This is a genomic window from Rathayibacter sp. AC451, from assembly GCF_979253095.1.
Genome location: NZ_CEEDBD010000001.1, coordinates 1,143,909 through 1,157,919, shown reverse-complemented (window position 1 = coordinate 1,157,919; position 14,011 = coordinate 1,143,909). Strand labels below are relative to the sequence as shown.

Genomic DNA, 14,011 nt, shown 5'->3' with positions numbered 1-14,011 from the left:
CATGCCTCCTCTCGATCGCACCTCCGACCGTTCCCGTCCATCCGACCCCGACCTGCTGCGCGAGGTCGAGCTCGTCCGTGCGAAGGGCTTCGCCGACCTGCTCTCCGTCGTCCCGTCGCTCCTGGGCGTCCTCCCGCAGGAGTCCCTGGTGGTCGTCCCGTTCCTCGGGCGCCGCACCGTCGGCGGCTTCCGCCTCCCGCTCGCCGCGGAGCTGCGTCCGTCGGACGTCGACGCCCTCGCAGAGGGTGCGGTCGCCTCGCTGGCGGCGGTCCCCGAGGCGGACGGAGTCCTCGCCGTCGTCTACACCGATCGGAGCTTCGACGCGGAGGCGGGCATCCCGCTCCCGCAGCTGGGCCGGGCCCTCGTCGAGCGTCTCGAGCGCACCGACCTCGGGATCGTGGGGGTGGCGTGCGTGGCGTCCGACGGCTGGGGCAGGTACACGCTCCCCTCGGAGCGGCGGACTCCGCGTCCTCTCGCCGGGATCGAGGACAGCGAGTCCGGCCTCTTCTCGCGAGCGGTGGCGGACGAGCCGCTGGACGTGTCGGCGCTCGCCGTGCTCCCGGTGGTCGAGGAGGACGACCGCCGCGTCGTCGAGGCGGTGCTCGCGACGCCGCCGGGAGGGATGCTCGAGGACCCGACCGCTGTCGTCGAGCGATGGCTGCAGGGGCCGTCGGTCGCGCGGAGGGAGGGGCGGGTCCTCCAGCTCCTGCAGTCCCCGCCACTGCGCGACCAGCTGACGCTGCAGATCGCGCTCGGCCCTCACCGTGCGCGGTCGTCGTTCCTCCGCGTGGTCCGCCAGCAGGCGGAGCAGGAGTTCACCGGCGAGACGATGGACGAGATCATCGCGAGGGAGGCGGCGATCGGGCGCACCGATGCGAGGGACGTCGCCGACGCCGAGCTGCTGATGGGAGAGGGGCCCGGGCCGGATCGCGGACGACTCGAGCGGGCGACGACCGCGCTGGCGCGGACAGCCGCGCTCGCTCCTCCCGGGGCGCGCGTGCCGGTCCTGACCGTGCTGGCCTGGTGCTGGTGGGCGCGCGGCGTCGGCTCCCTCGCCGCACTGCATCTCGGCGAGGCGCGGAGGCTCGATCCCGCGTACTCGATGGCGCAGCTCTACGAGTCGCTGTTCGCCGCCCGCCACGTGCCCGGCTGGGTCCTCGACGGCACCTCGCGGAGGCTGCTGGCGGCCGCGGAGCGCCGCTGATGTCCGGGGTGGCGGGACGATTCAGGGGGAGAGGGGAGCGCGCGACCCGGGCCGCGAGGTCCGGCTCGTCGGATCCGGGCCGGCAGGTCTTCCCTTCCCGCTGACCCGAGGAGTAACGTGCAACCAAATGGTTGTAGATGTGGAAGACGACGAGCGGATCGACCGGGTGTTCCGAGCGCTCGCCGACGCCACCCGGCGCGACATCGTCGCCCGGGTGTTGCAGAGCGAGCAGTCGGTCTCGGTGCTGGCGTCGGAGTACGCGATGTCGTTCGCCGCGGTGCAGAAGCACGTCGCGGTGCTCGAGCGCGCGTCGCTCGTGCGCAAGCGACGCAGCGGACGGGAGCAGCTCGTGAGCGGAGAGGTCGAGGCGCTGCAGCGGGCAGCGCGACTCCTCGACGCCTACGAGGAGCTCTGGCGCGGACGCATCGACCGCATCACCGGCCTCCTCGCCGAGGAGGGGCGGCAGCCGACCGCAGAACCGAGGAGAGGGAGCGCACGATGACCGTGCTGGAGTCCGTCAAGGACGTCGAGAACCTGACCATGACCATCACCGCGGAGTTCGACGCGGGGATCGACCGCGTCTGGCGCATCTGGGTCGAGCCGCGACTGCTCGAGCGGTGGTGGGGGCCGCCGACCTGGCCGGCGACCTTCGAGCGGCATGAGGCTGTTCCGGGGAGCCGCAGCAGCTACTACATGACCGGCCCCGATGGGGAGAAGGCCCGGGGATGGTGGCTCGTGACCGCGGTGGAGGAGCCCGCGCGCTTCGAGTTCGACGACGGCTTCGCCGACGACGACGGGAACCCGGTGGACGAGTACGGCACGACTCACGCCGTCGTCACCCTCGAGGAGGCTGCCGGGCGTACCCGGATGGTCGTCCGCTCGGCCTTCGAGTCGGTGGAGCAGCTCGAGCAGATGGTCCAGATGGGCATGGAGGAGGGGATGCGCCAGGCGATGGGCCAGATCGACGCGCTCCTCACGGAGTGAGGGCTCAGTCGGTCAGGGCGGCGGCGTACGCGGCGACGGACCGTCGATAGCGGGGCAGGGTGGGGGTGAGGGCCTCGAGAGCGGTGCGCAGCGCCTCGGCGGGGCGTCCCGCGCTGTGCAGCGCGAGAGCGAGGAAGACCTCGCGAGCCGCTCCGACGGAGGGGTGTGGGTCCGCCGCGCGCAGCAGGGCGACGGCCTCTTCGTGCCGACCGAGGTTCCGAAGGGTGGAGGCGTACTGGATGCTCAGCTGCGCCCGGCGCTCCTCGTCGAGACCGAGCTCCAGCGCCCGCTCGTACTCGGCGGCGGCCTCGGTCTCGTGAACGGCGCTGTCGAGCGCACCGCCCAGCTCGAATCGGCCTCGACCGCCGTCGCCCGGGTAGCTCGCGGCGAGCACGCGCATCCGCTCGACGACGTCGTCGCCCTCCTCCTGCAGACGGTCCGCCGCCCGCTGCCAGGCGTCGAGGTCCTCGGCGGCGGGACGGGGCGGATGGTCGGCGGGGCGGGGCGAGTCGGTCACGAGGCGAGGCTAGCGGGAGAGGCCGACGGGCGAGGGCCGACGTGGTCCCGGAGGCTCGAGCACGCCGTTCACGACGCGGGGATCGAGCCTCCGGAACCCGGAGCGACGGTGTCAGGCGGTGCCGTCGGCGGCGGAGGTGGGGGAGTCGGGGCTGGTCGACGCGGAGGAGTCGGCCGTGGTGGGCGCGGGCGCGCCGGCGCCTGCCGAGCGGCGACCCGCCTCGACGGCGGCGGTCGAGGCGGCGGCGCCGGCGACGAGCGCGAGCAGCGCCCATCCGGCGCCCCACTTCGACTTGCCGACCAGGGCGTCGAGCGAGAGCGGACCGGGACCGTCGGCGACGACCGCGGCGGTCGCCGCGACGAGCAGTCCGTTGAACTCCCAGCCTCCCCCCGCGTTCCAGAGGCCGTTGCTCCAGTGCACCTTCCGCACCGCGGTGACCATCGTGGCCACGAGACCCGCGGCGGCGAGCGGAGTGACCGCTCCGAGGGCCAGTGCGGCACCGCCGGCGGTCTCGGTGACCGCGGCCGCGAGGGCGTTGCGGCGCGGCGGGTGCATCTCGAGGCTCTGCATCATCTGCGAAGTGCCCTCCAGGCCCGGACCGCCGAACGAGCCGCGGAGCTTCTGCAGTCCGTGTCCGACGAACAGTCCGCCGACGGCGAGACGGAGAACGAGCGAGCCGACCTTCATGGGTGACCTCCTGATGCGAGTGGGAGCGTGCGTGGTAGCGAGAGTCGCCGCTCCCAGCTCCTGGGTCAAGGGGTCGCGGAGGCGCGTCGGGACGCTCCGGGAGACGCCGGACGGCGGAGTCGAGCGGACGCACTGGAGAGAAGGGAATGCGGTCAACCGGTTCGCCTCCTATGATCGAGCTGGATCGACTCGAAGGAGAGCACGCATGACCGGACGCCTCATCGGCAAGAACGCCCTCGTCACCGGAGCCGGCTCCGGCATCGGCCGGGCCGTCGCGGAGCGGTTCGCCCGCGAAGGGGCCCGCGTGGCCTTCACGGACCGGGACCTCGACGCGGCGCGCGACGCGGCCGGCGCCTACCCGGATGCTGTCGCCGTCGCGCTCGACATCTCGGACGAGGCGAGCGTCGAGGCCGCCTTCGCACAGCTCGACGCGGACGGCCGTGCTCCCGACGTCGTCGTCGCGAACGCCGGCGTGCAGCTCTTCGGACAGGACGCGAAGATCGCCGACCTGAGCCTCGAGGCGTGGCGCAGGACGATCGACATCAACCTCACCGGCACCTTCCTGACCGTGAAGCACGCGGTCAGGGCGATGCTGGGCCGCGGCGGCTCGATCGTCCTCACCGGCAGCCCCACGGGGCTGAACGGCGAGGGCCAGGACTTCACCGCCTACAGCAGCTCCAAGGCCGGCATCCACGGCCTCGGCCGCACGGTCGCCGCCGCCTACGCCGGCGAGGGCATCCGCGTGAACACCGTGGTGCCCGGCTACACCGAGACCCCGCTGGTGACCGCGATCTCGGGGGACGCCGAGGCGCGCGCCGCGATCGTCTCGCGGATCCCGATCGGGCGACCGGGCTCGGCCGAGGACGTCGAGGGCATCATGGTCTACCTCGCGAGCGACGAGTCCTCGTACGCCACCGGCGCGCTCTTCCGCGTCGACGGCGGCATGACCACCCTGTGACCATGGGGCCGATCGGCATCCGCCCCGCCGCTCCGACGATCCCGGCCGCGCTGCTGCTCCCGGCCGAGCGCGACGAGCGGGAGGTGCGCTGCGGCTCATGGACCCTGCGCACCGCCGAGGGTCGACTGGACGAGATCCGCTTCGCAGGGGCGCGGATCCTCCGGGGAGTGCGGTTCGTCGTCCGCGACCGCGACTGGGGGACCTTCGCGACCACGCGCGCCGACCTGAGCGCGAAGGACTCCGGGCTCGTCATCGAGGGGGTGAGCGAGAGCGGTTCCGCCCGCGTCGAGTGGACGCTGAGCGCCCGCTTCGAGGAGTCGGCCCTCCTGCTCTCCCTCGAGGCGCGCGCCGCCGCCGCTCTGCTGCGCAACCGGCTCGGTCTCGTCGTCCTGCACGGAGCCGAGGCGGCCGGAGAGCCGCTCGAGGTCCGCCGCACCGACGGCTCCGTCGAGCGGATGCGCTTCCCGACGCGGATCGCCCCGCATCAGCCGGCCCGCGACATCACCGGTCTCGCGTGGGCGGCGAGCGGAGTGGCGGTGACGGCGGCGTTCGACGGCGACGTCTTCGAGATGGAGGACCAGCGCAACTGGACGGACGCGTCGTTCAAGACGTACTCCACTCCGCTGGACCTGCCGTTCCCGGTCGCGGTGGCCGAGGGGGAGGTCGTCCGGCAGAGCGTCCGGATCGAATGCTCCGCGACGCCGACCCCGGCGGAGGACGAGCCGGACGGGCTGCGCCTCGCCCTCGCCGGGCACCGGTTCCCCGAGATCTTCACGGGGGTGTCGAGCGCACCGTCGGCGGCTCGACCGGCGGAGAGCCGGATCGTCGGCGCCGGCCTGCTCGTCGAGTGCGACCCGCGCTGGGCCGGCTGGCGGCGGGCACTCGCCCGCGCCCTCGAGGACGCGCAGGAGCGGAGCATCGACCTCCGGATCGTCGCGGCGGAACCGGACGACGTCGCGCGGGTCCTCGATGCCGTCGGCGACGCTCCGCTCGCCCGCCTCGGCGTCTACGCCGCGCACGGCCACCGCAGCACTCCCGAGCTCCTGGACGCGGCCCGGCGCGCGGTGGGCGGGACGGGCATCGAGGTGCTCGGCGGCGTCCGCTCGCACTTCACCGAGCTCAACCGGGGAGCGCAGGAGCTCGCCGTCGTCGACGCTCCGCTCGCCTTCAGCCTGACCGCCTTCATGCACGACACCTCGGGGCACCAGCTCGTGGAGTCGCTCGGGACCCAGCGCACGGTCGTGCGGGACGCCCTGGCGATCGCCGACGGCCGTCGACTGCGCATCGGCCCGATCACACTCGGGGCGCGGATGAACGCGGTCTCGACGTCGCCGTTCGACCCGGGGGACGCCGACGTCGACGCCCACGGCTACGGCCCGCAGCACCTGCCCGGTGCGACCGACCCGCGGCAGTCCTCGCCGGCGCTCGCCGCGTGGGTCGTGGGGAGCCTCGCCGCTCTGGCGCAGCCCGGCGTCGACTCGCTCGCCTACTTCGAGGAGTGGGGACCCCGCGGGGCATCCGGTACACCGGCGGGCCGGGTGCTGGAGTGGGCCGCCGAGATCGGCGGCGGCGAGGTCGTGACCGTCGACGCGGCTCCGCTCCCGCTGGTGGCGATCGGCGTGCAGCGGGAGGGGGAGCAGCTGCTCCTCGTCGGCAACCTCGGCGCCACCGCGATCGAGCCGTCGCGGGACGGCGTGCACGAGTGGCGGCGGTCGCTCGACGGCTCCCGCGGGGACGGCCCGCTCCGGCTGGCTCCCGGCGAGGCCGCCCGCGTCGTGCGGACGGTTCAGCCCAGCGGCGTGTAGGTCGACGCCTCGAGCACGACCGTGCCGTCGGTGCAGACCTCGAGGGCGGCCGGAGCGCTGACCGCCGGATCGAGGTCGTCGACGACCTCGGCGACGATCCGGGCGGACACGGCGGAGGGGCAGCCGTAGGCGCCGGGGGAGTGGCGGACGACGCGGACCTCGGCCCGGCCGGCGGGCTGCAGGGTGAGCAGGCCGCCCGGGTTCGGTCCGACCGCGGCGGCGACCGCGCCGATGCGCACGCCGTCGGCGTCCGTCGGGTAGACGCCCGGGATGCCGGCGAGCGTACAGGGCAGCGACGACGCGTTGGTGAAGACGAGGTCGAACGCACTGGAGCCGGCGCCGGAGGCGTCGGGATCGGGGCGGTACTCGAGCGCGAGGTCGCCCCCGTGGCAGCGCTCGACGGGAGCGGGAGCGGGAGCGGGAGCGGGAGCGGCCGGAGCCGGTGCCTCCGGGACCGACGCCTCGGGAGCGGGCGCTGCGGGGGAGGGTGCGATCGGCGAGGCGGTGGGCGCCTCCGGAGTCGGCGTCGCACCGGGCGTCGCCGTCGATGCCGCCGTCGGCGTCGCGCTCGGCACCGCCGTCGGCGACGCGCTCACCGGCCTGGGCAGCGGCGTCCGGGAGGAGGCGATGTCGGCGCGCCCCGCGCAGCCGGCGAGCAGGAGCAGGGCGGCGGCGACGGCGAGCACCGCGGAGCTCGACCGGCCCGGGAAGGTCGTCATGCGCCGAGTCTGCCACCGACCGCGTCGATCAGCTCCCCGAGTCCGCCAGTCGGCGCGAGGCGGTGCTCATGTGCGACTCCATCGCCCGCGCGGCCGCGGCCGGATCGCGCGCCTCGAGTGCCTCCAGCACGGCGCGGTGCTCGGCGAAGGCGTCGCGCGCCTGCTGCGGGTCGCTGAGCGCGCGCTCGACCCACAGCCGCAGCAGCGAGCGGATGGTCTGCAGCAGGTCGCGGAGCACCACGTTGCCGCAGCTGACCGCGATCTGCAGGTGGAAGCGCACGTCGGCCTCGACGAAGGCCGCGAGGTCGTCCAGGTGCGACTCCATCGCGTCCAGGTGCGCGCGCAGCTTCGCCAGGTCGGCGTCCTCGATGCGGAGTGCCGCGAGCATCGCCGCCTGGATCTCGAGCCCGCTCCGCACCTCGATCAGCTCGGCCGTGCGGCCGGCGGAGAGCATCAGCCCCCAGCTCAGCGTCGTCGGCAGGAGCTCCGACGTGCTGTCGCGGAGGTAGGTGCCGGAGCCCGGGCGCACCGTGACGATGCCGAGGATCTCGAGCGCCGCGAGGGCCTCGCGCACGGCCGAGCGGCCCACTCCGAGGCTCTCGGCGAGCTGGCGCTCGGGGGGCAGGCGCGACCCGGGTGCCAGATCACCCGTGGTGAGGAGGGAGGTCAGCTGCTTCGCCACTTCGGCGACCGCGGTGCCGCGGGGGAGCACCTGGAGCTCCAGGCGCACGAGGGACGGGTCGTCTTCGGGATACGCCGGCATGCGACGACCGTAGCAACGGCTCGCGTGGGGCAGGAGACGCCACGCGACAGCCGAACCGGTTGACACTTGCGGCGGAACGGAGCATCATCGAATTGGTCAACCGGTCAGCCAATTTGGCCCGGTACCCCAACACAGTCGTTGATAAGGATCTGGAGATCGACGTGGACCTTCCCTCTCAGACCACCGCCGGTGGTCCGGCCGCGGCCGACGCCGCCGTCGAGAAGAGCGCGATCAGGAAGATCTCGGTGCGCCTCGTGCCGTTCGTCGCCCTGATGTTCTTCATCAACTACCTCGATCGCACGGCGATCGGCTTCGCCGCTCCCAACGGCATGGAGGCCGATCTCGCCCTCTCGGCGGCCCAGTTCGGCTTCGCCTCCGGCGTCTTCTTCATCGGCTACATCCTCCTCGAAGTGCCCAGCAACCTGGCGCTGCACCGCTTCGGCGCGCGCCGCTGGCTCGCCCGCATCATGGTGAGCTGGGGCGTCGTGGCGCTGCTGTTCACGTGGGTGCAGAACTTCGAGCAGCTGGTGGTGCTCCGCTTCCTGCTCGGAGTCGCGGAGGCAGGCTTCTTCCCCGGCGCGATCCTGTTCCTCAGCCTCTGGGTGCCGGCGAAGCACCGCTCCAAGATCCTCGCGCTCTTCTACCTGGCGCAGCCGCTCACCACGGTCATCGGCGCTCCGCTCGCGGGTCTCCTGATCGAGCAGGACGGCATCTTCGGCCTCGAGGGCTGGCGCTTCATGTTCCTCGGCGTCTCGCTCCCCGCGATCGTCGTCGGACTCATCGCCTGGTTCTACCTCAAAGACAGGCCCTCAGACGCGAAGTGGCTGACGCGCGAGGAGCAGGTCTGGCTCACGACGGCGCTGCAGCGCGAGGAGGACGTCAAGACCAAGGGCGTCACGACCCACCCGAAGATGTCCTCCGCTTTCAGGAGCGGCCGCGTCTGGATGCTCAGCTTCGTGTACTTCGGCTTCATCTACGGCCTCTACGCGCTGGCGTTCTTCCTCCCCACGATCATCGAGGGCTTCCAGGAGCAGTACGGCACCACGTTCGGCATCTTCGAGAAGGGCCTGATCACCGCGATCCCCTACGTGCCCGCGGCGATCGCGCTCTACCTCTGGTCGCGCGATGCGACGCGTCGCGGAGTGCGCACCTGGCACATCGTGATCCCGGCGATCGCGGGTGGACTGAGCATCCCGCTCGCGCTGTTCGCCGGCTCGCCGGCCGCGACGATCGCTGTGATCACGGTGACCGCGATGGCGATCTTCTCGGCCCTGCCCAACTTCTGGACGTTCCCGACCCGCTTCCTCACGGGAGCGGCCGCGGCGGCCGGCATCGCCCTGATCAACACGGTCGGCAACCTCGCCGGCTTCTCGGCGCCGTACATCACCGGAGCCCTGAGCGACGCGACCGGCGGCTACGAGATCCCGATGTTCGTCGTCGGCTTCTTCCTGCTGCTCTCGGCCGTGCTGATGGCACTGCTCGCGCGGCGCTACAAGGACGCTCCGAGCGTCGACGTGATCGCCCACTGACGCACACCGCCACCACGACAAGGACCCCGAGATGACCCGGCTCTACAACGATCCTTCCGATTTCGCCGACGAGATGATCGACGGATTCGCCGCCGCGAACCGCCGCTTCGTGCGGCGCGTGCCCGGAGGAGTGGTGCGCTCGACCGAGGTCGCCCCCGGAACGGTCGCGCTCGTGGTCGGCGGCGGCTCCGGCCACTACCCGGCCTTCGGCGGGCTGGTCGGCCAGGGCCTCGCGCACGGCGCGGCGATGGGGAACCTCTTCGCCTCTCCGTCCGCGCAGCAGGTCCACTCGGTCGCCACGGCCGCCGAGCACGGGGGCGGCGTGCTGCTGAGCTACGGCAACTACGCGGGAGACGTGCTGAACTTCGACGCGGCGCAACGGCGCCTGCGCGACGAGGGGATCGACGTCCGCACCGTCACGGTCACCGACGACATCTCGAGCGCGAGCGTCTCCGAGAAGCACAAGCGCCGCGGCATCGCGGGCGATCTGACCGTGTTCAAGGTCGCCGGAGCCGCCGCGGAGGAGGGCGCGTCCCTGGACGACGTCGAGCGCCTCGCGATCCGCGCCAACGAGCGCACGCGCTCCTTCGGCGTCGCGTTCTCGGGCTGCTCGCTGCCCGGGGCGTCGGAGCCGCTGTTCACCGTCCCCGAGGGGCGGATGGCCGTCGGCATGGGCATCCACGGCGAGCCCGGCATCCGCGAGGACGACGTGCCCTCGGCCGACGGACTCGCCGAACTGCTGGTCGAGTCGCTCCTCGCCGAGCGCCCGGACGACGTCGCCGAGCTCGAGGGGGCTCGACTCGTCGTGATCCTCAACGGCCTGGGCTCGGTGAAGTACGAGGAGCTGTTCGTCGTCTACTCGGGCGTCGAGCGCCGCCTGCGCGAGCGCGGCGTCGAGATCGTCGAGCCGGAGGTCGGCGAGCTGGTGACCAGCTTCGACATCGCCGGCGTCTCGCTCACCTTCTTCTGGGTCGACGAGGAGCTCGAGCGGCTCTGGTCGGCTCCCGTCGAGACGCCCGCCTACCGCAAGGGCGCCGTCCGCGCCGCCGCCCAGGTGGCGGAGCAGGCGGTCGTCGAGAGCGCCCGCGCCGAGATCGGAGCCTCCAGCGAGGAGTCCCGCGCCGCGGCCGGCACCGTGCTCGCGGCCCTCGAGGCGACGCAGCGCGTGATCGACGAGAACGCCGACGAGCTCGGTCGGATCGACGCGGTCGCCGGTGACGGCGACCACGGCATCGGGATGCAGCGCGGGGTGCACGCGGCCGTCGCAGCCGCCCGGGCCGCCCACGAGGAGCGAGCGGGAGCCGGCACCGTGCTCGACGCCGCCGGCGACGCCTGGTCGGACCGCGCGGGCGGCACCTCCGGAGCCCTCTGGGGGGCCGCGCTCGGCGCAGTGGGCGCGGCTCTCGGCGACGAGGGCCGGCCCGACGCGGCCGCGGTGCTGACCGGAGTCGACGGCGCGCGGACCGCGATCCTCGCCTTCGGCGCGAGCGTCGGGGACAAGACGATGGTCGACTCCCTCGTGCCGTTCGCCGACGTGCTCGGCGAGCGGATCGGCGCGGGCGACTCCCTCGCCGACGCCTGGACCCGTGCGGCCGGGGCCTGCACCGACGCCGCTGCCGCCACCGCGCAGCTGCTGCCCCGGATGGGCCGCGCCCGCCCGCACGCCGAGAAGAGCCTCGGCACCCCCGACGCGGGCGCGCACTCGCTCGCCCTGATCGTCACCGCCGTCGGCGCCGTGCTCCGCGAGAGCGCAGCCAGCCCGTCCAGCACCGACGCGTAACGTCGCACACCGTCACCCCGGCACCCGCCAGCAAGGAGAGAGCACCATGAGCGCACCGTTCCGCATCGTCGTCGGATCCGACGACGCCGGTTTCACCTACAAGGAGATCATCAAGGCCGATCTCGAGAAGGACGCGCGCGTCGCGACCCTCGTCGACGTGGGAGTGGACGCCGACTCCCACACGCCGTACCCCAGCGTCGCCATCGCCGCCGCCGAGATGATCGCCCGCGGCGAGGCCGACCGAGCCGTGCTGATCTGCGGCACGGGACTGGGCGTCGCCATCGCGGCGAACAAGGTCGCGGGGGTCCGCGCCGTCACCGCGCACGACTCCTTCTCGGTCGAGCGCTCGATCCTCTCCAACGACGCGCAGGTGCTCTGCATGGGTCAGCGCGTCGTCGGCATGGAGCTCGCCCGCCGCCTCGCGAAGGAGTGGCTGGGCTACGAGTTCGACACCTCCTCCGCCTCGGCCGAGAAGGTGCAGATCATCGAGGCGTACGAGGAGGGCCGCGCCGACGAGGCTCCGGTCTCGTCCTCGCCCGCGTCGTGCTGACCCCGGACGCCTCGCCCGCCTTCACCGTGGGCGTGAGCCTGAAGATGTACTTCGGTCACGAGCGCACCCTGGAGTGGAGCCGTCGCGTCGTCGAGATCGCGCGGACCCACGAGGCGGTGACGTCGGGAGTGGTCGAGCTGTTCGTCGTGCCGACGTTCCCCTCGCTCGTGCCGGTCGGCGCGCTCGTCGACGGCTCCGGAGTCGCCCTCGGCGCCCAGGACCTCTTCTGGGAGGACGAGGGTGCGTTCACCGGCGAGGTGAGCGGCTCCGAGCTCCGCGAGATCGGCTGCCGCCTGGTCGAGATCGGCCACGCCGAGCGCCGAGCGCTGTTCGGCGACGACGACGAGCGGATCCGCCAGAAGGTCGCCGCCGCGTTCCGCAACGACCTCGTGCCGCTGCTCTGCGTCGGCGAGACCGAGCGCGGCAGCGTCGAGGACGCCGTCGCGCTCGTGCTCGCCCAGATCACGTCGGCGCTCGACGCGGCCGACGCCGCGGGCTCGACCGGCCCGGTGCTCGCGGCCTACGAGCCCGTCTGGGCCATCGGCGCGCCCGAGCCCGCCGACCCGGCCTTCATCGCCGGGGTGGTCACCGCGCTTGAAGCGGCGCTGATCGCGCTCCCGGGGCGTGTCGGCAGCCGCGTGATCTACGGCGGCAGCGCCGGGCCCGGTCTCCTGACCGCGCTCGAGGGCCGGGTCCCCGGACTCTTCCTCGGCCGCTTCGCGCACGACCCCGAGGCCGTGCGGACGATCCTCGACGAGGCGCTCGCGCTCGCGGAGGCCCGCCCGTGACGATCGGACTCAGCAGCTACGCCTTCTTCTGGCGCTCCTCCGACCGGGTGGCGGAGCCGATGAGCGTCGAGGACATGGTGCGCGAGACGGCCGACCTCGGCGTGGGCCTCCTGCAGCTGTGCGACGTGCCCGGCCTCGAGGAGTTCCCGCCCGAGCGGCTCGCCGCGCTGCGGGAGCTCGCGGCGGGTCGCGGCGTCGCCCTCGAGCTCGGCACGCGCGGCACCGATCCCGAGCACCTGCGCCGCTGGCTCGGCCTCGCCCGCGCGCTCGACGTCGTGCTGCTGCGCAGCATGTGGACGTCGGGGGAGGACCGTCCCGGCCGAGAGGAGACGCTGCGCCGGCTCCGGAGCATCGCGCCCGAGCTCGAGGCGGCGGGCGTGGTCCTGGCGCTCGAGACGTACGAGCAGGTCGGCACCGCCGACCTCGTCGACGTCGTCGCGACGCTGGACGATCCGCGGATCCGGATCTGCCTCGACCCCGCCAACACGGTCGCGAACCTCGAGCTGCCGGCCGACGTGGTCGCGCGCTGCGCGCCGTACGTCGCCAACTGGCACGTCAAGGACTTCGACTTCAGCCGCAACCCGGGCTGGGTCGGCTTCGTCTACACCGGCACCGCCCTCGGCGACGGCCGCCTCGACTACGACGGCTTCCGCGCACTGCTGGATCCGGACGCGCGCGGCATCACCCAGATCATCGAGTTCTGGCTCCCCTGGCAGGACACCGTCCCCGCCGCGGAGCAGGCGCTCGTCACCACCCGGCTCGAAGCCGAGTGGACCCGCACCACCCTCGACCAGCTCAGGAGAAGGAACCCATGACCGACACCACCGCCACCACCGCCCCGGGCACCGCCGCCCCCGCTCTCACCGTCGCCGTCATCGGCGCCGGCGGCAAGATGGGCATGCGGGTCTCGAACAACCTGCAGAAGTCCGACTACAACGCCCTCTACAGCGAGGCGTCGCCCGCGGGGCAGGAGCGCACCCGCGAGGCCGGCCGCGAGATCACCGCGACGCCCGACGCCGTCGAGGACGCCGACGTCGTGATCCTCGCCGTCCCGGACGTCGTGCTCGGCGCGGTCTCTGAGGACGTGATCCCGCAGATGAAGTCGGGCGCGATCATCCTGACCCTCGACCCGGCCGCGGCCTACGCGGGGCTCCTCGCGAAGCGCGAGGACATCCACTACGCCGTGGCGCACCCGTGCCACCCGTCGGTGTTCCTCGAGCGCACCACCCCGGAGGAGTGGGCCGACACGTTCGGCGGCATCGCCGCCCCGCAGGAGGTCGTCGCGGCCCTCGAGGACGCGGACGACGACGTGCGGGCGATCGCCGAGAAGGTCATCTCGACCATCTACGCGCCCGTCATCGCGGTGCACTGGGTGACCGTCAAGCAGCTCGCCGTGCTCGAGCCGACCCTGGTCGAGACCATCGCCTGCATGGTGGGCGAGTTCCTCAAGGAGGCGCTCGACGAGACCGTCAACGGCGTCGGCGTGCCCTACGAGGCGGCGCGCGCCATGCTCTACGGCCACACCTGGATCGCGCTGACCAACGGCCTGCGCGGATCGAACCCGTTCTCGGAGGCCTGCCACATCGCCATGGGCTACGGCCGCGAGGCGCTCATCAAGGACGACTGGAAGAAGATCTTCGACGACTCCGAGCTCGACTCGGTCATCGCCAAGATGCTGAAGATCGACGCCGTCAAGCGCTGACGATCGACCGGGGGAACCCCGGACG

15 protein-coding genes are annotated in these 14,011 nt (G+C 73.0%); 11 read left to right on the top strand and 4 right to left on the bottom strand.

Annotated elements, in window-relative coordinates; genetic code table 11:
* The first annotated feature begins 1 nt into the window (after window position 1).
* From AC0CID_RS05480 to AC0CID_RS05470, 3 genes are all read left to right on the top strand, one after another.
* Entirely contained in the window at window positions 2-1,204 is a 1,203-nt protein-coding gene (locus AC0CID_RS05480; protein ID WP_465226035.1) for a DUF4192 family protein, read from the top strand.
* Between the two features lie 127 nt (window positions 1,205-1,331).
* Complete coding sequence (locus AC0CID_RS05475) at window positions 1,332-1,706, top strand: ArsR/SmtB family transcription factor (RefSeq protein WP_465226034.1); 375 nt, start codon at window positions 1,332-1,334, stop codon at window positions 1,704-1,706.
* Window positions 1,703-2,188 (top strand): SRPBCC family protein, encoded by a 486-nt coding sequence (locus AC0CID_RS05470; protein ID WP_465226033.1) that lies wholly within the window; start codon window positions 1,703-1,705, stop codon window positions 2,186-2,188. Before AC0CID_RS05475 ends, AC0CID_RS05470 begins: the two co-directional genes overlap by 4 nt.
* Window positions 2,189-2,192: 4 nt before the next feature.
* On the opposite strand, the gene AC0CID_RS05465 is transcribed toward AC0CID_RS05470, so the two are convergent.
* The gene (locus AC0CID_RS05465) at window positions 2,193-2,705 is read right to left on the bottom strand and encodes a tetratricopeptide repeat protein (protein WP_465226032.1); all 513 of its coding nucleotides are present in this window, start codon (window positions 2,703-2,705) and stop codon (window positions 2,193-2,195) included.
* Between the two features lie 111 nt (window positions 2,706-2,816).
* The gene (locus AC0CID_RS05460; protein WP_465226031.1) at window positions 2,817-3,392 is read right to left on the bottom strand and encodes a DoxX family protein; all 576 of its coding nucleotides are present in this window, start codon (window positions 3,390-3,392) and stop codon (window positions 2,817-2,819) included.
* Between the two features lie 205 nt (window positions 3,393-3,597).
* Between AC0CID_RS05460 and AC0CID_RS05455 the strand changes: the two genes are divergently transcribed.
* Both AC0CID_RS05455 and AC0CID_RS05450 read left to right on the top strand, forming a co-directional pair.
* Complete coding sequence (locus AC0CID_RS05455; protein ID WP_465226030.1) at window positions 3,598-4,350, top strand: SDR family NAD(P)-dependent oxidoreductase; 753 nt, start codon at window positions 3,598-3,600, stop codon at window positions 4,348-4,350.
* 2 nt (window positions 4,351-4,352) lie between these two features.
* Window positions 4,353-6,155: a hypothetical protein gene (locus tag AC0CID_RS05450; protein ID WP_465226029.1), complete on the top strand. Its 1,803-nt coding sequence runs from the start codon at window positions 4,353-4,355 to the stop codon at window positions 6,153-6,155.
* On the opposite strand, the gene AC0CID_RS05445 is transcribed toward AC0CID_RS05450, so the two are convergent.
* A complete protein-coding gene (locus AC0CID_RS05445; protein WP_465226028.1) occupies window positions 6,137-6,874 on the bottom strand; it encodes a DUF4232 domain-containing protein in 738 nt (245 codons plus the stop codon). The genes AC0CID_RS05450 and AC0CID_RS05445 overlap by 19 nt on opposite strands.
* A gap of 28 nt (window positions 6,875-6,902) precedes the next feature.
* Window positions 6,903-7,637 carry a FadR/GntR family transcriptional regulator gene (locus AC0CID_RS05440; protein ID WP_207406240.1) on the bottom strand — a complete coding sequence of 245 codons (735 nt, stop codon included), beginning with the start codon at window positions 7,635-7,637 and terminating at the stop codon, window positions 6,903-6,905.
* A 161-nt stretch (window positions 7,638-7,798) separates the two neighbouring features.
* Here AC0CID_RS05440 and AC0CID_RS05435 point away from each other — a divergent pair, with 161 nt between their 5' ends.
* From AC0CID_RS05435 to AC0CID_RS05410, 6 genes are read left to right on the top strand one after another with little or no spacing between them, the layout of a single operon-like run.
* Window positions 7,799-9,166, top strand: coding sequence for an MFS transporter (locus AC0CID_RS05435; RefSeq protein WP_465226027.1), 1,368 nt, complete (start codon window positions 7,799-7,801; stop codon window positions 9,164-9,166).
* A 31-nt stretch (window positions 9,167-9,197) separates the two neighbouring features.
* Window positions 9,198-10,946 carry a dihydroxyacetone kinase family protein gene (locus AC0CID_RS05430; protein ID WP_465226026.1) on the top strand — a complete coding sequence of 583 codons (1,749 nt, stop codon included), beginning with the start codon at window positions 9,198-9,200 and terminating at the stop codon, window positions 10,944-10,946.
* A gap of 46 nt (window positions 10,947-10,992) precedes the next feature.
* Entirely contained in the window at window positions 10,993-11,496 is a 504-nt protein-coding gene (locus tag AC0CID_RS05425) for a ribose-5-phosphate isomerase (protein WP_465226025.1), read from the top strand.
* A complete protein-coding gene (locus AC0CID_RS05420) occupies window positions 11,490-12,284 on the top strand; it encodes a triose-phosphate isomerase family protein (protein WP_465226024.1) in 795 nt (264 codons plus the stop codon). Before AC0CID_RS05425 ends, AC0CID_RS05420 begins: the two co-directional genes overlap by 7 nt.
* A complete protein-coding gene (locus AC0CID_RS05415) occupies window positions 12,281-13,099 on the top strand; it encodes a sugar phosphate isomerase/epimerase family protein (protein ID WP_465226023.1) in 819 nt (272 codons plus the stop codon). Before AC0CID_RS05420 ends, AC0CID_RS05415 begins: the two co-directional genes overlap by 4 nt.
* The gene (locus AC0CID_RS05410) at window positions 13,096-13,986 is read left to right on the top strand and encodes a phosphogluconate dehydrogenase C-terminal domain-containing protein (protein WP_465226022.1); all 891 of its coding nucleotides are present in this window, start codon (window positions 13,096-13,098) and stop codon (window positions 13,984-13,986) included. The genes AC0CID_RS05415 and AC0CID_RS05410 overlap by 4 nt, the downstream gene beginning before the upstream one ends.
* Window positions 13,987-14,011 lie beyond the last annotated feature (25 nt).

Bases quoted from the DNA above. Each gene is read 5' to 3' on its own strand.
- AC0CID_RS05410 (WP_465226022.1), top strand. From the start codon at position 13,096: ATGACCGACACCACCGCCACCACCGCCCCGGGCACCGCCGCCCCCGCT.
- AC0CID_RS05450 (WP_465226029.1), top strand. From the start codon at position 4,353: ATGGGGCCGATCGGCATCCGCCCCGCCGCTCCGACGATCCCGGCCGCG.
- AC0CID_RS05470 (WP_465226033.1), top strand. From the start codon at position 1,703: ATGACCGTGCTGGAGTCCGTCAAGGACGTCGAGAACCTGACCATGACC.
- AC0CID_RS05430 (WP_465226026.1), top strand. From the start codon at position 9,198: ATGACCCGGCTCTACAACGATCCTTCCGATTTCGCCGACGAGATGATC.
- AC0CID_RS05440 (WP_207406240.1), bottom strand. From the start codon at position 7,637: ATGCCGGCGTATCCCGAAGACGACCCGTCCCTCGTGCGCCTGGAGCTC.
- AC0CID_RS05480 (WP_465226035.1), top strand. From the start codon at position 2: ATGCCTCCTCTCGATCGCACCTCCGACCGTTCCCGTCCATCCGACCCC.
- AC0CID_RS05425 (WP_465226025.1), top strand. From the start codon at position 10,993: ATGAGCGCACCGTTCCGCATCGTCGTCGGATCCGACGACGCCGGTTTC.
- AC0CID_RS05460 (WP_465226031.1), bottom strand. From the start codon at position 3,392: ATGAAGGTCGGCTCGCTCGTTCTCCGTCTCGCCGTCGGCGGACTGTTC.
- AC0CID_RS05455 (WP_465226030.1), top strand. From the start codon at position 3,598: ATGACCGGACGCCTCATCGGCAAGAACGCCCTCGTCACCGGAGCCGGC.
- AC0CID_RS05445 (WP_465226028.1), bottom strand. From the start codon at position 6,874: ATGACGACCTTCCCGGGCCGGTCGAGCTCCGCGGTGCTCGCCGTCGCC.
- AC0CID_RS05475 (WP_465226034.1), top strand. From the start codon at position 1,332: ATGGTTGTAGATGTGGAAGACGACGAGCGGATCGACCGGGTGTTCCGA.